The following is an 18,794-nucleotide window of genomic DNA, read 5'->3' on the forward strand; positions in this document are numbered from 1 at the left end:
CTATCTATTTAAGCAAAAATATTTTTATCATGAATTATTATTAATATAGCCGAAATGACAAGACACATTAGGCAATAAAAAGTATCAACAGTTTGGAATTTTACATCCGTATATGATGTTCTCGTATGCTCTGTATCAAGACCTTTACATAACGATGCTGCTGACAATTCTTCCGATATTTTCCCACTCCTAATTAATAATGGTATTATAAAATTCTCAACTGCATTCATGGGATGAAACAAAACTCCTATAAAAGAAGTATTTAATCCTCTCATTTTCAAACCTTCTCTTACCTTTGCCACCTCATCTTTAATAGTAGGAATATAACGATAAACTACAGCTAGTGGTAAAACCATTGCTTTTGGAATATACATTGCTTCTAAAGAAAATAATAATTCATCCATATGAACTTTTCTTATTAGTATTACACATGCAATATAAACTGGAAATAATCTAAAACATAAAAATATTAATGTTGTAAACATCATTGTTATAAGAGGAATCTTTAAATATACTAAAACGAGATTAGATATATATAATAGAAGGTAAGTAATTGTAAATTTAATAGCTGTTTTGAACATTCTATGCCACAACATTAAAATGTCCATTATAACAAATAAAAGTAATAGTTCTATAGGACGATTTATTAAAAAATTTAAAATAGATATAATAATCACTTGAAATATAAGTGCTCTTGGATCAGGTTTTAATGCTTTAAATTCTGTTACATATTTCAACTTTTTCACCTCCTTTATCTTTAAAGTTAGCATGAGCTAACCCAATGTTATGCTACATTAATTTAAATGTCTTTTCAATAAAATTTCTTATCTTTGTCTAATCGAAGCATATATTTGTCCAATCATAGTATCTAATATTTTATTTATTTCCTTGAATGTTAATTATTTTAGAGTTATAATGATATTGATAATTATTTTCATTTATTCAATATTAAAACATTTTATAAGGAGTATATGAATGAATAATATTTTAAATACATTACATGAACCTTGTTTAATTAAGCATGGTTTCTATTTAGATAAAACATGTACAAAATTTAATACTGAGGGTCTTACATATTCACTTCCTCCTGAAAAAGGTTATGGAAATTACTGGGTATATGCTTATAAAAATTTATTTTCTATCTCAATTCATGATTTTGTTCTTTCTAATGACTTATTTTTTGAATATAAAATCCCTAAATATTTAAGTATTAGTTATTACGAATCAGGTTCTGGGGAAGAATTTAAACCTTATAATAGAATTTCTTGTGGTTTCATAAAAGGTTTTATTGGAAATAACTCTTTATATCAAGCTTTATTTCATAAACATATTCCTGTTAAGTCTATAGGAATTGAAATCATGCCTGAATATTATAAAGATTATTTACAAAAAAAATATAATGGTGAATATAACGATCCATGTTCAGCCTTTTTAAGTATTGATGGTGCTTCTGATTTTCCTGAATTAGTTACTTTATTAAAACAAATAAAAACATATAATGGAACTGGCATGTCAGCTAAACTATTTTATGAAAGTAAGGTTGCAGAAGCAATTTCTTTAATAGTTGATAAATCAAAAAATATGAATACCCCAAAGATTCGTAAAAAAATATCAGATGATGATATAAACAGTATAAGAACTGTTGCTTCCTATATTAACGATCATTATTCTTATACTATAAATTTAGACGAGCTTTCTAGAATTGCTTGTATGGGGACAACTAAATTAAAATATACATTTAAAGCAGTTTTTAAATGTACGATTACAGAATACATACAAAATAAAAGAATAAGCCAAGCAGAACATATATTTCTAAATACGGATTTGCCTATAAATCAAGTAGCTAATATAGTAGGTTATAAAAATGCTAGTAGATTCTCAGAATTATTTCGTAAACAAACTGGATTACTTCCAAAAGAATTCAAAAAAAATTGTAAAATTTCAACATAATCAGAAATATAAATTAATCCATTCCCAATATATTTTAATACTATGGAATGGATTTTTTGCATTTATAAAAACGATATTCAATATTTCAAGCATTTATGATAATTGACATTGCTATACAAAGAATTATAAGAGCTATTCTAGATATTATTCTCTTCATTTTTATCACTCCTAATCTACATAAATTTTATTTGCCGCCTCTCTACCTATAATTATGTCCTTATCACCATTTCTTAGTGTTATAGGCCCATTATATGGAGCTAAATCTATTATTTTTACTGTATCTCCAATATTTAAACCTAAGTGTACTACATATTTTAAAAGTTCAGTTTCATCAAGTATTCTTCTTATCACAGTACTTTCTTCAACAGATAATGAATCTAATTTTCTATAACTTTTAGAGCTTATATCTTTAGATGGAATAGGACTTCCGTGCGGACATATTTTAGGATACTTTAAGTATTTATCTAATCGTTCTTCAAGTATTGAACTTGTTACATGTTCAAGTCTTTCAGCCTCCTCATGTACCTCATCCCAACTATACCCTAAATGTTCTAATAAGAACACTTCCCAAAGCCTATGTCTTCTTATTATTTTTACAGCCTCATCTGCTGCATACTCAGTAAGTTTTATTCCTTTATAAGGTGTATATTCAATATATCCTTCATCTAAGAGTTTCTTTATCATTTCACTAACAGAAGGCGCTGAAACCCCTAAAGCTAAACATATATCTTTATTATTTATCTGTTTATATGCTCCTCCAAGCTCGTATATAATCTTTAAGTAATCTTCTTTATTTTCAGTCATAATATACTCCTTATATTAACCAAATTTTATTTTTAGGTATACCTAACTTAATATTATAATATCATTAAATTAGCATTTTGTGAATACTAATTGAAAATAATAATCATTATTTTTATTCCTTATAATGTAAAAAAGAATCTTATTTCATGATATTTCACAAAATAAGATTCTTTATTATATAAATTCTATTAATTTTTATAATGCCTTATTTATTAGAGTTAATTCTTCCATTTTCTTATACTCTTTTTTAATTAATACAAATATTACAATAAACACCATTACATCTATTAAAGGATTAACAAACCACACTCCATTGATTCCTATAAAAGCAGGTAGTATTATAACTGCTGGCACAAACAATAGTAATTGTCTCAAGGAAACTATTATACCAGCATTTTTAGCATTACCTATTGATTGAAAAAATGTAACTGCCATAATAAATATACCCATTAATGGAAATGCACTATACATTATTCTAAAATTACTTATTCCTTCATTGACTACTGACGAATCAGTTATTAATAAAGATAAAACCTGATTAGGGAAAATCTCAATTGGTATCCAAAATAAACATGCCAGAACAGTAGATCCTATTATAAAAGTATTAGTACACTTTTTTACTCTTGTAAATAATTTTGCTCCATAATTTGTTCCAACCACTGGTTGTAACCCTTGACTCATTCCCCAAAGAGGAATAAATGAAAGAGCTTGAATTCTTAATGCTGCTCCTATTAATATTAATTGATTACTTCCTCCATACTTTGATGCCATCCTATACATTAATGTTTGTTGTATCATGCTCATAACCTGCATCATCATTGCAGATAAACCTACCGAAAATATTTCTGGAAGAAGAGTTTTCTCAATCTTTACTTTATGAAATCTAACATTTTTACTTTTTTTCACAAAATAAAACATTGTAATAATAGCCTGTGTAATTTGAGCTATTATTGTAGCTATTGCTGCCCCTTCAATTCCATATTCTCCAAAAGCTAATATAAAAATAGGATCTAATATTATATTTAGAATAGCCCCTATCATCATGAAAGTCATAGCTTTTTTCATAATTCCTTCTCCACGCATTACCATATTTGCACTTTGAGCAAAATTAACAAAAATTGAACCAATAAAAATAACACGAAGATATCTTACTGCCAATTCTAAAATCTCTCCTTCTGCACCAGTTATCATTAAAATTTCTCTTGCAAATACAATGCCTAAAACTGTAATAATAGTAGAAAAAATCAGTACCAAACATAATAAATTCCCCATAATTTTATTTATAGTTTCCTGATCATTTTTCCCTATAGCTCTTGATAAAATAGATGAAGATCCAATTCCTATTAAAGTTGCTATAGCACTATTTAAAAATGTAATTGGATATGCAACTGCTACAGCTGCCATAGCGTTTTTACCAATTAATTGTCCTGCAAATACTCCATCCATAAAAGAATATAATCCTATTACTACCATTCCTATAATCGCTGGAGTACATAATTTAATCATCAATTCTTTAGGATCTTTTTGAAGTAATTCCTCTCTATTTTTATTCATTAATATACCTCACCTTCTATTGTAATTTTATAAGCTTTATCCTTCCTTGATTTCATTATAATTGATAATAATTATCATTTTCTACTCCATAAGCTGAAAAATACCCCAAATAAAAAATATAATATTTCTTATTTGGAGCATTCTTTCCTTATATTATAATTAATTATATGATTTAAATTATAATAACTTTAAATCATTATATTTTTGCTGTAAATTCCATAATTTAAAATATACACCATTAGATCTTATTAATTCTTCATGATTTCCTTCTTCTACAATTTCACCTTTATCTAAAACTATTATGTTGTCAGCTTTTTGAATAGTCTTTAATCTATGTGCTATTACAATAACTGTTCTATCTTTTACTAGTTCATTAATTGCTTTTTGAACATCAACTTCATTTTCAGGGTCTAGAGATGCTGTTGCTTCGTCTAATAGAACAATTGGAGCATTTTTAAGCATTGCTCTTGCAATTGAAATCCTCTGTTTCTCACCTCCAGATAAAGTACATCCACCTTCTCCAACTGGAGTATCATATCCTTTAGGTAATGCCATTATAAAATCATGACAACATGCTTTTTTTGAAACCTCTTCTATTTCGGCCTGAGTCGCATCTACTCGTCCAAAACCTATATTATTTCTAATAGTATCCTGAAATAAATATACATCTTGAAAAACCATAGATATTTTCTTGAAAAGTTCTTCTGGTTCTATATTTTTTATATCTTTGCCTCCAATAAGTATACGACCTTCAACTGGATCATAAAAACGTGCTGCAAGTTTTAAAATTGTACTTTTTCCACTACCAGACTTTCCTACTAATGCAGTAAGTGTCTTTGCATTAATATTTGTAGATATATTTTTTAATACTTGTTTATTATCATATGCAAAGGATACATTTTCAAATAAAATATCATTATTTTTTGGAGAAGTTTCCTCTCCAATCATAACTTCTTCATTCATAAATTTTATAATACGTTCTCCTGATTGAGCACCATATCGTAATACTGCAAAGTTTGTAATAGCTTCTGATAACGGATCAAATATTCTAGTTCCAATTATCAAAAATATAGAAAAGGTCACAATAGACATTTTCCCTCCTATTAGAAGATAAATTCCTACATAAATCATTACTGTAAGCCCAGATCTCAATAATGGCGTTATAGTAAGTATAATAGATTGTAGTAATCCTTCCATTCTTATACTTTCTTTCATTAAATCTTTGAAAGCATTATCTAAATTATTAGCCTTATCTCCTATCATATTACAAGATTTTATAATACGAATACCTTCTAAATATTCTTGTAATCTATTTGATGCATTTACATTTGCAGCATTTAATTTTTGTCCAAATGTTTTTTGAAGTTTTGATGTTAATACAATAATAATTAATGTAAATGGCATTGCACAAAACATAGCAAAGGACATTCGTAAATCTATAAATGAAAGACTTATAAATGCAATGATTGGGATAACTAATGAACCAATAAGACTTGGCACCACATGAGACATTCCGTGTTCTATCATAGTAAAATCAGACATCATCATATTACTTAAATTGCCTAAATCTTGTCCAGTAATATAGCCAATAGGTAATTTACGTAAATGCTCTGCAAGTTCAGCCCTCCCCTCTGCCGCTGTCATATATGCATCTCTATAAGAATGCCTATAAGCTGGAATTTCAATTAAAAACATAATTATCATTGAAATTATAAGACCTATAAATACTGCCCAAAGTTTTGTTGTATTAAGAGTTATATTAGGATTAATAAAAGGTTCAGCTAAAATACCTACTGTAAATACTGCAAATCCAAATGGTAACATATATACAATATTAGCTATTATTGTATATATTATAGGTTTTATAAGCTTATTAGGTTTACCCCCTGTGATATTATAAAGAATCTTCATCTTTTATTTTCCTCCTTTAGAAATGCCCCAATTTGCAGCCATAGTATATGCATCCCATAATTTTTTATACAATCCATTATTATCAAGTAATTCGTTATGATTTCCACTCTCTACTATTTTTCCTTTATTCATGACAATAATTTGATTTGAGTCTTGAATAGTTGTAAGACGATGGGCAATCATAATAACTGTTTTATTTTTTACTAACTCACGTAAAGCAAGTTGCATATTATACTCATTCTCTGGATCTGCAAAAGCTGTTGCTTCATCCAGAACAAGAATCGGAGTGTTTTTAAGAATTGCTCTTGCTACACAAATTCTTTGTTTTTCTCCTCCTGAAAGATGTAACCCCGATTCTCCTACAATAGTTTTATAACCATTCTCTAAGTCTTTTATAAAATTATGACATTGAGCAGCTTTCGAAGCTCTATAAACCTCTTCTTTAGTAGCTGATGGTCTACCCAACCGAATATTTTCAAAGATAGTATCATTAAACAGAAATGTTTCCTGAAAAACAAAGGATACTAAATTCATAAGATCTTTAGTATTAATATTTCGAATATCTACTCCACCTATATATATATTCCCTTTTTCAATATCCCAAAATCTAGGTATCAGATTTGCAACAGTTGATTTTCCTGATCCTGATGGGCCTACAAGTGCAGTAATTTCTCCTTGTTCTGCTTTAAAACTAATATTAGTAAGTGCATTTTTTCTTGTAGATTCATTTTCTACATTATATGAAAAAGTAACATTTTTAAATTCTATATCATATGATTTTGGAATTTTTGGGTTATTTGCTTCTTTAATTGGTGTTTGCTTAAATATATTATCAATTCTTGATACTCCTTCTGAAATATCTCCTAGAGTTGATGCAAATCCCATAAACTTCGACATAGGTGATATCATAGCTGGAGCAAGAATTATAAAAAACAAAATAGTCTTTGTTAAGTTTAAATCTGTTCCTTTATTATCAAACAATAAAATACTAGCTGGTAAAATCATAATAAGTGTTGAATTTAATAAAACTTTTGCTGATATATATGTGTTTTGAAAATTGTCTGTATATTTTACACAATAATCTCTATAAGAAATCATATCATCATAAAATTTATGAAATGAATGTACCGTCCTTCCAAATACTTTTACAACTGGAATACCTCTAACATACTCTGTTGTAGATGTACTAATTTTATCAAGTGCATCATAATAACTCTTAGCACTCTCTTCAGCAGCTTTTCCGCTACGCTTTTTCATTTGTATATAAAATCCTAAAATAGGTGGTATCATAGCCGCAATTGTAAGTACTGGATTTAATGTTATCATAAGTATTAAAATAGCTATTGCTGTGATTAATACATTTACCATATCAGGCAATTGATGTGCCACGAAAGTTTCTATTTTAGCTACATTTTGATCGAATGTTTTTTTAATAACGCCTGTGGAAGTATTACTTAAATATCCTAATGGTAATTTACCTATATGTTCTGAAAGTTTTACACGTAATCTATATAAAATACGATATGCCGCAGCATGGGACATAATTCCGGAAATATAAATAAAACCAATTCCACCTATTAATCCTATCAGAGCTCTAATCCCCCACTTTATCATATATGAAGCATTTATTTCATTTAAATTAGAAGCATTTTTCAAAAGTTCTGCAATTATGAAATACACTGCAATATATGGTACTAACATTAATATAGCGCTTATAGCAGAAAAAATAGATGAACCTATAAGCAAAGCTCTTTTTTCTCCTGCAATTTCTAAAAGTCTTGGAATACCTCTTTTCTTAGCATTCACAAAATCCACCTCTTTCTTAAGTTAATCTTATACAAGCATTATAAAATATCTTAACCTTTCATCTCTGCCAAAAATGGTATTGTATTCGCTCAAATTAGTATAAAAAACATAATTACATAAAAATAATAATATGTGATTTTATATACAAAAAAAGATTTATATAAAACTTCATCTTTTCATATAAGCTTTATATAAATCTACTTTATAATTTTTTATTCTCTTATGTCATTTATATATTCCTTAGGATTCACACCATATTTTTTTCTAAATGCAGCTGCAAAATGACTCATATTTGAATACCCAACTTTCAAAGAAACCTCGCTAACTGTTAATGTATCTTTTTCTAGTAAGGTCTTAGCTGTTTCTAATCTTTTATTTATAACATAAGTATGTATAGGTGCGCCATAAACCTCTTTAAACCCCTTTTTAAGTTTGTATTCATTTAAATATACACATTTTGAAATAGAGCTTATAGATATGTTTTGTGATATATCACAATCTAATATTGTTTTCGCCTTATAGATAGACTCCAAATCTTCTGTTGACAAACTTATCTTTCCAGGTATCTTTTCTTTTTGATAAATAGCCTCATTTAAATATATAGCTACAAGTTCTAATATCTTTCCTTCTATAAATATGTTCTTAATAATGTTTTCATAAGGACATGTGAATATTTGCTGAAGTATTACTTGAATTGATGATGTTATCTTATATTTACCATAAATCTTATGTTCTAATGATTTATAATTTAAATCATTACTAATGTAAGTACTCTCGATAATATCATTTACCTTTAATAAGGGTATTTTAATCTCAACTAAATGTAGATTTGTTTTTGCAGGATAAATAGTATTTTTTCTTGTTTCACAACTTGTTCCTATATAAGTTTGATCAGAAAAAAGTTTAAACTCTTCAGTTGTTCCTGCTATTTCCCAATTTATATCATCACCTAAACAAAAAATCATATCAATATGGGGTGTTCTAGAAACTCCAAATATTTCAATAGGCTCTATAAAATTTAATTTATAATCAATAATTTTAACACCTTTAGAACAATTTATTCTTTTAATCTCACCAATACCTATTTCGTTTGGAACAATATAATTAAACTCTCTACTCTCTGAATTATATGCCTCATTAAATGCTTGACAGATAGATACACCATTACTTTTCTTATTATTTAGCTTGTACTCATATTGACTCATATTAGAAAACTCCTCATTAAAATATGCTATGCTATATTATATTTACTAAGTTATATATAATATAGCATATTAGATATTGATTGTCATTATCATTTATTATTGAATTAATAATTTCTTATACTCTTTTGATTTATCTATTAAAATTTCAAATTGCATTTATTAATTATTTTCTTTCTTAGAATATAAAAATTTCAATTCAAAAAATTTATTTAATCTAAATATTCTTATCCAAAAATCATGTGTAAACTTAAATAAATAATAATAAACTTATTGCCATTACAATCATTCCTGCTACCAATCCATATATAGAAAGATAGTGTTCACCATATTTCTGTGCAGAAGGAAGTAATTCATCTAATGATATAAACACCATTATTCCTGCTACAGCTGCAAAAATCATACCAAAAATCAAATTATTTATAAACGGCCTTAATATTAAATAACCAACAACTCCCCCTATAGGTTCAGATAGTCCAGATAATATGGAATATCTAAATGCCTTTCTTCTACTTCCAGTTGCATAATAAATTGGTACTGATACTGCTATCCCCTCTGGAATGTTGTGAATTGCTATTGCAATAACAATAGGTATCGCAATATTGGGCTCTTGCATTGCTGTAAGAAATGTAACAATACCTTCAGGGAAATTATGTATAACGATTGCTAATGCAGTAAATAACCCTAATCTTAAAAGATTTCCATCAATTTTTTTATTATTTGATTTTATATCTTTAAACTTATATATTTCATGTGAACTTTCACACTCCGGGATAAAAGTATCAATTAAAGCAATAAAAAATATGCCAAAAAAGAAGCCAATTACTGTTACCCAAGATCCCCTTATAGCTCCTAACTCTCCTACTATAAGATTCTTTGCTTCAAAAAATATCTCAACCATTGATACATAAATCATAACTCCAGCAGAAAATCCTAAACTTATAGATAAAAATTTAGTATTAGTCTTTTTTGTAAAAAAGGCCAATAAACTTCCAATACCTGTACACAAGCCAGCAAAAAGAGTTACCCCAAATGCAAAAATTAAATTGTTCATTAAATCAACCCCCTTTTAAACCTTTAACATTATATATTATATGTATAGCTACTTTGGTAATATATCCGAAATACTCAAAAAGATCAGTTTTTATTTAATACAAAAATTAAGAATAGACATATTTGCCTATTCTTATACCTAAAAATTAATCTATTATTATATTAAAATTTTATTATCCTAACTTATATAGCCCACTTCTTAGCATTTTCCATCTCATTATACATATTATAATATCTCTTTTTATTTTTAATTAATTCATTATGTGTACCATTCTCTTCTATCTTACCATTATTTAACACTATTATTTGATCTGCATCTTTTATTGTATTAAGTCTATGTGCTATTACAATTACTGTTTTATTTAAAGTAAGTTTTTTGATTGCTTTTCTAATTTCTAGTTCATTATCTGCATCAAGAGAAGCTGTTGCCTCATCTAAAAGAATTATAGGGGCATTCTTTAATATAGCTCTAGCTATTGATATTCTTTGTTTCTCTCCACCTGATAATGTAGAGCCCCCTTCTCCAACTATAGTATCATATTTATTTTCTAATTTTTCTATAAATTCATGACAATTTGCAATCCTTGCTGCTTCTATTATTTGCTCTGTCGTCGCCTCTTGATTTCCTAATTTTATATTGTTATATATACTATCATTTAAAAGATATACATCTTGAAACACCATACTTATATTTTTTAATATATAATCTGGATTTATATGTTTTATATTTCTTCCGCCTATTTTTATTTTCCCTTTATTTACATCCCAAAACCTAGATATCAAACTTATAATAGTACTTTTCCCTGATCCTGATGGACCTACTAAAGCTGTCATAGTTCCTTCTTTAGCTTTGAAACTTATATTATTTATAATAGTTTCTCCTTTTTCATATTCAAAACTTACATCTTCGAAACTAATATCATAATTATCAAAATCTACATTTTCATATTTATATCCCATTTCTGATTGATTATGAATTTTAATTAATTTTTCTGTTGATAACTTAAGGTATCTAAGCATTCCATACTGAGACCCAAAAGCTCTTAAAATATTTGTAAGTGCTAAATTTATTATAATAAATGTTAAAAATTCCCTTTTGTCAATAGTTCCTCCACCAAACTTTGTTGTAGCTATAAGTAATAATATTGGAAAACTTAAATCAACAATTATCTGAAATACTAATACAAAAGGTACTATTGATACTTCTGTTCTTATACTTTCTCTTCTAAAATCTTTGAAAGATTTTTCTAACCTTTCAAACTTTTCTCCTACTAAATTATAGGATTTAAACACTTGTATACCATTAAGATATTCTACCATTCTGGATATAACTTCATTCATGACTCTTTTTTTATCTTCACCTGCAGCTGTAACCTTTTTACCACCTATAATTATAATAGGCATAGCAAGCATTACTGCTAAAACTTGAATAATAGCTAATTGAGTATCTATTAAAAATGTTATAGCTAATAAATACAAAGTAAGAAAAATTGTCTTTATTATATCACTAGTAGTATGAGTTATTACTTGTTCAAAATCTTTTAAATCATTTGTCATTATATTTGACAAGCTTCCTATACTATTTTTATTAAAAAAACCTAAGTTTATATTTCTTATATGATCTCCTAATGATACTCTCATACTTTCAATAGCTCGTGCACCATTAGCTTGTATTCCTGTATAACCTATAGAATTAAATATAGCTCTAAAAATAAAAGCTATTATCATTATTATTGTATAAGTTTTAATTTTAGAAAAAGTAAGCTGATAATTTATTAAATCTAATAATACAAAATACAACATAGCATAAGAAAACATATTAAATATAGTATCAGTTACTAATAATGCTATAGGTTTTCTAAGTTTTTTACTTCTTTCGCCTAGCAATTTTTTAATATTTTTTATCATATTATACAGCTCCCTCCTCTAAAATTTCATAATCATACATATCCCATAAATGTCTATATAATCCTCTCTTTTTCATTAGATATTTATGTGTTCCTTGCTCTACTATTTTTCCCTCATTTAAAACAACAATCTTATCTGCATTTTTTATAGTATACAATCTATGAGCTATTATTATTGCAGTTTTATCTTTTAACAAATTTCTAAGTGCTTCTTGTATTTTACTTTCATTTTCTACATCAGAATAAGAAGTTACTTCATCAAGTATTATTATAGGACTATTTTTTAATATAGCTCTTGCAATAGAAATTCTTTGTTTTTCACCACCACTAAGCTTTATTCCAGTTTCTCCAAGTGAAGTGTTATACCCCTCTGGTAAACTCATTATAAAGTCGTGTATTTGAGCTTTTTTGCTTGCATCCATTACTTCTTCCATGGTTTTATTAGTGCCCATTTTTATATTCTCTAAAATAGTATCTTGAAGCATAAAAACATCCTGAAATACAAATGATACAGTATTCATAAGCTCTTCCATTTTCATATCTTTTATGTCCATTCCATCAATAGTAATACGTCCATCATCAACATCCCAAAACCTTCCCACTAATTGACCAATTGTAGTTTTTCCTGAGCCGGACGGTCCTACTAATGCTACTACATTTTTAGGTTTTATACTAAGAGATAGATTTTTTATAAGTTCATTTTTATCATATTTAAAGCTAATATTTTCAAACTCTATTCCACCTTTAATATTTTTTTCTAAAATTTTATTGCCATCTTTTTGAACTTCATTATTAAGAATATTTTTCACCTTTCCAGCACCTTCTAAAAGCATTGAAAAAGTTTCCCCAAACTCCAATAATTGCTTAAATGAATTAAGAAAAATTGAACTCAAAATCAAAAATATTATATAGGTAGATACGTTTATGCTACCATTTAAAAACATTACTCCACCTACTGGAATCATAAATAAAAGTCCTGAATCTATAAGTACTAAAAATACCGCATAAGCAGGAGACATCTTCATTGTTACATCAACCCAAAAGTCAGTATACTCTTCAGTTATATCTTTATAATTCTTAAAAGATTTAGCTGTTAAGTTAAATGCTTTCATTACATTAATTCCATTTATATATTGAATAATAGTTGAATTTAACTTTTCTATTAAAGAATGATACTTAACCATCCTTTTACCTAAATTTTTAAACATAGCTGTTTGAATCAATACACCTATCACTATAGGAATAAATAGGACTAAAGCTAATTGCCATTTTAAATATAAAAGATAACCTAAAACTACAATAGGAGTTACTACTGCTGCCGCTAAATCTGGAATTTGGTGAGCTATAAAACTTTCTAATTTTTCTATATCTTCATTTATAGTCTTTTTCATCTCCCCTATAGTATGTCCTGTAAAAAATCCCATATTAAGTTTTGAAATATGATTTATTGCTTTCATCCTAAGCTCATAAAGTATCGTAAATGCCGCTATGTGAGAAAATACACCCGATAATAAAAATATAGCCATCCTAAGAACAACAATTATTCCTACAACTATAGCCATAGATTTGATTTTATTATAATCCACTGAATCATTAAATAATTCTATTATTATGTTATACATTAAAATATATGGAATTATCCCAAGTAATGAACTTATTACACTGAAAATTGCTGAAATATATAATTTAAATTTTTCTTTCCCAGAAACCTCTAAAAGAAATTTCAAATTTGACTTTTGCTCCATCTTCTTTCCTCCTTACTAATTCTTTGCAAATCACTAATATTATATTTTGTAGAATTAAAAGTTTCGTATCTTTGTTTTATAAAAAAATTCTTTCTAAGTTCACAACAATTATAAATGATAATCATTTTCATTTTCTACTCCAAAAAAATAGAAATGCTCCAAAAATTAAAAATTTCTATTTTTAAAGCATTTCTATTTACTTATCCTTATTTGTTTTTCTATATTTTAATGGTGTTATATTATTATATCTTTTAAATAAACTAGAGAATTTACTTGGATTCTCATACCCTATTTCATTTACAATCTCTAAGACTGACATGTCTGTATTTTTAAGTAATATTTTAGCCTTTTCAATTCTTGTTTTCTTTATATATTCATAAACTGTATCTCCTAAAATATTTTTAAAGGCTTCCTGTAATTTATATTCACTTATATTTAAATCCTCTGCTATAGTTTTTATATGTATAGATTTCTGAATATTTCTATTTATTATGCCTTGTGCTTTAATTACAATCTCTTTTTCATATGATTTAGAATTATTTAAAACTTTTTTCTTAGAGCATTCTTGAAAAAATGCATCTAAAAATTCTATTGTTTTAAGTTTTAATCTCATATATCCCATAATATTATCAGTTGAAATCTCATCCATCTCTTGCGCTAATTTTTCCATCTTATAGTTAGCTTTTTTTATTATCAATATATCATTTTTGAAAATATAATCTATACTATTATTCCAATCTTCTATAATTTTTTGTTCCCATATAGGGTTTATTACATTTTTAATAGTATTGAAATTCATATGAATAGATATAGTTTTACAATTATTATATTTAAATTTAAAATGCTCAACATTATTTAATGCTTTATAAATAAATACACAACCATTTTTCATAAAATATTGCTTATTATGTGGCATAGTTATTATCTCTGAATCTCCACTGTAACAATATCCTATCTCTAAAATATTTTCATTATATTCTCTATTATCAAAATATAACTCACTTTTATTAACCTTACTCTTGGTAAGTTCTATTCCCTCTTCTATTTTAAGTCTTGAAAAATTTCCTTTTCCATATTTATTCCCAATAATATATTTTTTGCCCAATAATTCATCTGAAGTTCTACAATTTAATTCTTCTTCTATATATTCATAATACGAATCTATAATATCTTTTTTCATATTCTCAATTCTCCCCATATTTAGTTCAAAAAGTTCTTAATAAAGTATAAGCTCATGATTTTATACCACAGTTATCTATATATTTTCCCAACTTAATTATATTATTATTGAATTTAATTATCAATATCATCCTTTATTTAAATTTATATATATGTTGTAATATTATTTCTACAAATTAAATTTAATATTACCTTTAAATAAGCTATAAAAACTTTATTTAATTAAATGTAGATTTAAAATTGCAATATATATCAGTTTTATTTTTATATTGTATAATAAAATACTGAAATTATTAATATAAATAGTAAAACTTAAACTATACTCCTTTTATAAATACTTCAAATTATATATATTAATCTATATTGCAATTTACAAACCTAATTAAAAATAATAAAATAATGGTATAAAATAGTTTTCTTTAAAAGCAAATAACAAGAGAATAACGCCTTAAGTTATCTGCTTTTATTATATTATTAGCTTAGTGGTAGCACACTAAGCTTTTCTTATTTATATTTAATTTCTCATAAATAAAAAATATTCTTTATACACCTAATATTAATATCGGTTACCATTAATTGTCCCAATAACCATCCAAACTACTAATTTAGCGATTAGAAGTAAGGACACTACAATAACAACCTCTCTATATCCAAGAAATGCAGCAATAATAATTACTATACTTTCAATATAAATAAATATTGAATATACAGTACTATTGTTCTTTTCTCTTAAAAATACTGTTCTTTCTTCATTTTTTAAAAGCTCGATTTCATCACATTTTTTAGGATTTCTCATTAGAATGATACTCTGAACTATATTTAGTAATCCAACTGCCAATAAAGAACATCCCAAACCAAAAACTATTGAATTCTTTCCCTTTTCTAAAAATGAAAAAATTAAAAATCCAGCTCCTAAAATAAGAAAAACTATATTAACCAACAAATTTTTTTTCATATAATTCATAATTACTCCTCCTCAAATATAAAGATTTCTTCAATACTACTATTAAATATACTTGCAATTTTATGTGCAAGAAATATAGAAGGATTATACCTTCCATTCTCTAATGAAATTATTGTTTGCCTACTTACTTTACACATATTGGCAAGTTCTTCTTGTGTTATATTTCTTTGTTTTCTTAAATCCTTAATTATATTTTTCATTTAATACCTCCTTTAAATATTAATGTATAGTAAACTTTACATTTTTGAGTATATTTATGCCTTCTTTCTTATTTTATTATAATTAAATGTAAAACAAACTTTACACTATAAGTATAACTAACTTTACATTTACTGTCAAGGAAAAGTTAAGCTAACTTTACCTTTTTTAAAACGAATGATAGAAAATAATTTCGTAGTATAATACTTCCTATATCTTACAAATTATTCTCATCTAAAATTAATACTTCAATTGACTTATATCTACCACCTTATTAACAGATACATCTAGTTCTTTTAAATTATTTAAATTTTTTAATGGAGTTAAAACTCCATGCTAAGTGTAAAGATAGTTTAACATTTTCTTTAGATATTTCCTTTGTAGAAACTAACTTTGATCCAGGTTGTGTAATAATTAAAGCTATAAATATTCCCACTATTAATTTTAAAATTTTTTCACTGCGATTCAATCTAAGCATATCCACTTTTTATATATTTTTTATTTTAATTAAACAGTTAATTTGATTTTTAACATTATTCATACAAATTGTAAATATATCGTTTTTTTATTAAGCTTCTTTATAAAACTAATATAAACTTTTTATAATCTATAAAAAGTAAAAGATATAAATAATGAATTCATTACTTATATCTTTTAATCTTTATATTTTTCTATATCTCTTCATACCAACTACATTTAGTATATATAAAGCTATTGCAAACAATAGTAATATTACCAAATAAAAGCTTACATCATTAATTCCATTCGACTTGATCATTATCCCCTGTAATGCTTGAGCACCATAATATAAAGGCATAACATGAGCCACTTTTTGAAGCCAGTCAGCCATAGTATCTATAGGAATTAATCCCGTAAAAAATATTTGAGGAACAACTATAATAGGAATGAATTGCATCATTTGAAATTCAGAGTTCGCAAAAGTAGATAACAATATTCCTAAAGACAATGCTACAAAAGCTATAATGATATTAGTTAATATAACTAATAAAATATTCCCTTCCATTCTTATATTTAATACATAAATAGAAAATAGTACTACTATTATTGTTTGTATAACAGCAAATATTCCATAGCCTAATAAATATCCTAAAATTATTTCTCTTCTCTTAATAGATGTTGCTAATAATTTTTCTAATGTTTTTGAAGTTCTTTCCTTTAATAAGGATATTCCTGATATTAAAAATACAAAGAAAAATACAAAGAAACCTATTAAGATTGGACTAAGCGTATCAAAAAAAGTTAAATTTTCATCCCCATAAACGTAATTATTTTCTATTTCTATACTGCCTTGTTTTTTTACATTATTATTTATTTTCTGAACAGCTTCCTTTAATTTACTCATCTCTACTTTCGCTAATGCTCCTTGAACCTTTGCCTTTATTTGAGCTGAATCTGAAGGTATACTATTTTCATAAGTTATAGATATTCTGCCAACATCTGTATTTATAAAAGCCTTTAATGAATCAGCCTTTATTTTATCTTTTATATTTTCTTTATCTTTATATTTTATAATTTCAATATCATTTTCTTCTAATACTTCATTAAACACCTTATCAGTTTCATATACACCTACCCTAAATTTATTAGTACTATTTGAAGTAAATAAAAAGTTTACTAATGTTAATAATATCAATGGTGCTATCATCATAAGTGCTAACGTTCTTTTATCTCTTATAATTTGAATTGTTATTCTTTTCACTAATGCCATTATTATCATACTTATGTCCTCCAATTATAAAATAAAAATTTCTTCTACAGTATTTACTTTGAATTTCTTTTTCAATTCGTCTACACTACCAGTTGCTATTATTACCCCATCTCTTATTAAAACCAATTTATCACATTTCTCTGCTTCATCTATAACATGTGTTGTTATTATTATCGTTTTCCCTTGTTCTTTCAGTGTCTTTAATTCTTTCCAAATACTAAACCTTAACTTTGGATCAATCCCAACAGTAGGTTCATCTAATATAAGTAATTTAGGATCCTGCACTAACGCAATTGCTAAAGATAATCTTCTTTTCATACCACCTGAATAATTACTTACTCTCTTTGATAAATCATCTTCAAGATTAACAAGTTTTGATGTATATTCAACCCTATTTTTTATTTCTTTCTTAGACAATCTAAATAACTTAGCAAAAAACTCTATATTCTCTCTTCCAGTTAATTCTTCATATAATGCATCTGATTGTGCCATATACCCCATACTATTTAAAATTTTAATATTTGGAATTTGTTCACCTAGAACATAAATCTCTCCATTCTCTATTTTCTCCATTCCCATTATTGATTTTACCAATGTAGTTTTACCAGAACCCGATGGTCCAATTAACCCTATAATTTCTCCCTCATTAACCGTTAAACTTATATTATTTAAAATGATTACCTTAGAATACTTTTTAGTAACATTTGAAACTTCCACTATTCCCATTTTACTCCTCCTAAATTTTATTAATATTGCTTACGTCCTATTAGTCTCAGTATAATAAATTTATAA

The 18,794-nt window shown here is 26.2% G+C and carries 16 protein-coding genes; 1 reads left to right on the forward strand and 15 read right to left on the reverse strand.

Annotated features, from left to right (window positions below; translation table 11 throughout):
* Positions 1 to 8 precede the first annotated feature (8 nt).
* A complete protein-coding gene (locus BUB01_RS03560) occupies positions 9 to 737 on the reverse strand; it encodes an energy-coupling factor transporter transmembrane component T (protein WP_159433200.1) in 729 nt (242 codons plus the stop codon).
* Between the two features lie 238 nt (positions 738 to 975).
* Here BUB01_RS03560 and BUB01_RS03565 point away from each other — a divergent pair, with 238 nt between their 5' ends.
* Positions 976 to 1,950 carry a helix-turn-helix domain-containing protein gene (locus tag BUB01_RS03565; RefSeq protein ID WP_072985307.1) on the forward strand — a complete coding sequence of 325 codons (975 nt, stop codon included), beginning with the start codon at positions 976 to 978 and terminating at the stop codon, positions 1,948 to 1,950.
* 168 nt (positions 1,951 to 2,118) lie between these two features.
* Here BUB01_RS03565 and BUB01_RS03570 read toward each other — a convergent pair whose 3' ends face one another.
* From BUB01_RS03570 to BUB01_RS03630, 14 genes are all read right to left on the reverse strand, one after another.
* Positions 2,119 to 2,754, reverse strand: a complete 636-nt coding sequence (locus tag BUB01_RS03570) for a metal-dependent transcriptional regulator (RefSeq protein WP_072985308.1) — start codon at positions 2,752 to 2,754, stop codon at positions 2,119 to 2,121.
* A gap of 195 nt (positions 2,755 to 2,949) precedes the next feature.
* The gene (locus BUB01_RS03575; RefSeq protein WP_072985309.1) at positions 2,950 to 4,308 is read right to left on the reverse strand and encodes an MATE family efflux transporter; all 1,359 of its coding nucleotides are present in this window, start codon (positions 4,306 to 4,308) and stop codon (positions 2,950 to 2,952) included.
* Between the two features lie 177 nt (positions 4,309 to 4,485).
* Positions 4,486 to 6,219 (reverse strand): ABC transporter ATP-binding protein, encoded by a 1,734-nt coding sequence (locus BUB01_RS03580; RefSeq protein ID WP_072985310.1) that lies wholly within the window; start codon positions 6,217 to 6,219, stop codon positions 4,486 to 4,488.
* A 3-nt stretch (positions 6,220 to 6,222) separates the two neighbouring features.
* The gene (locus tag BUB01_RS03585) at positions 6,223 to 8,025 is read right to left on the reverse strand and encodes an ABC transporter ATP-binding protein (RefSeq protein ID WP_072985311.1); all 1,803 of its coding nucleotides are present in this window, start codon (positions 8,023 to 8,025) and stop codon (positions 6,223 to 6,225) included.
* A gap of 212 nt (positions 8,026 to 8,237) precedes the next feature.
* The gene (locus BUB01_RS03590; RefSeq protein ID WP_072985312.1) at positions 8,238 to 9,230 is read right to left on the reverse strand and encodes an AraC family transcriptional regulator; all 993 of its coding nucleotides are present in this window, start codon (positions 9,228 to 9,230) and stop codon (positions 8,238 to 8,240) included.
* A 247-nt stretch (positions 9,231 to 9,477) separates the two neighbouring features.
* Positions 9,478 to 10,281, reverse strand: coding sequence for a zinc transporter ZupT (zupT, locus tag BUB01_RS03595; RefSeq protein ID WP_072985313.1), 804 nt, complete (start codon positions 10,279 to 10,281; stop codon positions 9,478 to 9,480).
* A gap of 182 nt (positions 10,282 to 10,463) precedes the next feature.
* A complete protein-coding gene (locus BUB01_RS03600) occupies positions 10,464 to 12,188 on the reverse strand; it encodes an ABC transporter ATP-binding protein (protein WP_072985314.1) in 1,725 nt (574 codons plus the stop codon).
* A 1-nt stretch (position 12,189) separates the two neighbouring features.
* Positions 12,190 to 13,932 carry an ABC transporter ATP-binding protein gene (locus BUB01_RS03605; protein ID WP_072985315.1) on the reverse strand — a complete coding sequence of 581 codons (1,743 nt, stop codon included), beginning with the start codon at positions 13,930 to 13,932 and terminating at the stop codon, positions 12,190 to 12,192.
* A complete protein-coding gene (locus tag BUB01_RS23070) occupies positions 13,911 to 14,063 on the reverse strand; it encodes a hypothetical protein (protein ID WP_159433201.1) in 153 nt (50 codons plus the stop codon). The genes BUB01_RS03605 and BUB01_RS23070 overlap by 22 nt, the downstream gene beginning before the upstream one ends.
* A 65-nt stretch (positions 14,064 to 14,128) precedes the next feature.
* A complete protein-coding gene (locus BUB01_RS03610) occupies positions 14,129 to 15,112 on the reverse strand; it encodes a helix-turn-helix domain-containing protein (RefSeq protein WP_242958357.1) in 984 nt (327 codons plus the stop codon).
* Between the two features lie 555 nt (positions 15,113 to 15,667).
* Positions 15,668 to 16,075 carry a hypothetical protein gene (locus BUB01_RS03615; protein ID WP_072985317.1) on the reverse strand — a complete coding sequence of 136 codons (408 nt, stop codon included), beginning with the start codon at positions 16,073 to 16,075 and terminating at the stop codon, positions 15,668 to 15,670.
* Positions 16,076 to 16,077: 2 nt separating this feature from the next.
* Complete coding sequence (locus tag BUB01_RS03620; RefSeq protein WP_072985318.1) at positions 16,078 to 16,275, reverse strand: helix-turn-helix transcriptional regulator; 198 nt, start codon at positions 16,273 to 16,275, stop codon at positions 16,078 to 16,080.
* 659 nt (positions 16,276 to 16,934) lie between these two features.
* On the reverse strand, positions 16,935 to 18,011 hold the full coding sequence (locus BUB01_RS03625; RefSeq protein ID WP_072985319.1) for an ABC transporter permease: 1,077 nt from the start codon (positions 18,009 to 18,011) through the stop codon (positions 16,935 to 16,937).
* Between the two features lie 15 nt (positions 18,012 to 18,026).
* Positions 18,027 to 18,728: an ABC transporter ATP-binding protein gene (locus tag BUB01_RS03630; protein WP_072985320.1), complete on the reverse strand. Its 702-nt coding sequence runs from the start codon at positions 18,726 to 18,728 to the stop codon at positions 18,027 to 18,029.
* Positions 18,729 to 18,794: the final 66 nt, after the last annotated feature.

It is taken from the genome of Clostridium cavendishii DSM 21758 (genome assembly GCF_900141845.1).
In the GTDB taxonomy this organism is placed as follows: domain Bacteria; phylum Bacillota; class Clostridia; order Clostridiales; family Clostridiaceae; genus Clostridium_AG; species Clostridium_AG cavendishii.

What these genes read in the sequence shown, in the direction of transcription:
- BUB01_RS03615 (WP_072985317.1), bottom strand. Translation starts at nt 16,075, where the DNA reads ATGAATTATATGAAAAAAAATTTGTTGGTTAATATAGTTTTTCTTATT.
- BUB01_RS03590 (WP_072985312.1), bottom strand. Translation starts at nt 9,230, where the DNA reads ATGAGTCAATATGAGTACAAGCTAAATAATAAGAAAAGTAATGGTGTA.
- BUB01_RS03575 (WP_072985309.1), bottom strand. Translation starts at nt 4,308, where the DNA reads ATGAATAAAAATAGAGAGGAATTACTTCAAAAAGATCCTAAAGAATTG.
- BUB01_RS03600 (WP_072985314.1), bottom strand. Translation starts at nt 12,188, where the DNA reads ATGATAAAAAATATTAAAAAATTGCTAGGCGAAAGAAGTAAAAAACTT.
- BUB01_RS03610 (WP_242958357.1), bottom strand. Translation starts at nt 15,112, where the DNA reads ATGAAAAAAGATATTATAGATTCGTATTATGAATATATAGAAGAAGAA.
- BUB01_RS03605 (WP_072985315.1), bottom strand. Translation starts at nt 13,932, where the DNA reads ATGGAGCAAAAGTCAAATTTGAAATTTCTTTTAGAGGTTTCTGGGAAA.
- BUB01_RS03625 (WP_072985319.1), bottom strand. Translation starts at nt 18,011, where the DNA reads ATGATAATAATGGCATTAGTGAAAAGAATAACAATTCAAATTATAAGA.
- BUB01_RS03570 (WP_072985308.1), bottom strand. Translation starts at nt 2,754, where the DNA reads ATGACTGAAAATAAAGAAGATTACTTAAAGATTATATACGAGCTTGGA.
- BUB01_RS03620 (WP_072985318.1), bottom strand. Translation starts at nt 16,275, where the DNA reads ATGAAAAATATAATTAAGGATTTAAGAAAACAAAGAAATATAACACAA.
- BUB01_RS23070 (WP_159433201.1), bottom strand. Translation starts at nt 14,063, where the DNA reads ATGAAAATGATTATCATTTATAATTGTTGTGAACTTAGAAAGAATTTT.
- zupT (WP_072985313.1), bottom strand. Translation starts at nt 10,281, where the DNA reads ATGAACAATTTAATTTTTGCATTTGGGGTAACTCTTTTTGCTGGCTTG.
- BUB01_RS03565 (WP_072985307.1), top strand. Translation starts at nt 976, where the DNA reads ATGAATAATATTTTAAATACATTACATGAACCTTGTTTAATTAAGCAT.
- BUB01_RS03580 (WP_072985310.1), bottom strand. Translation starts at nt 6,219, where the DNA reads ATGAAGATTCTTTATAATATCACAGGGGGTAAACCTAATAAGCTTATA.
- BUB01_RS03630 (WP_072985320.1), bottom strand. Translation starts at nt 18,728, where the DNA reads ATGGGAATAGTGGAAGTTTCAAATGTTACTAAAAAGTATTCTAAGGTA.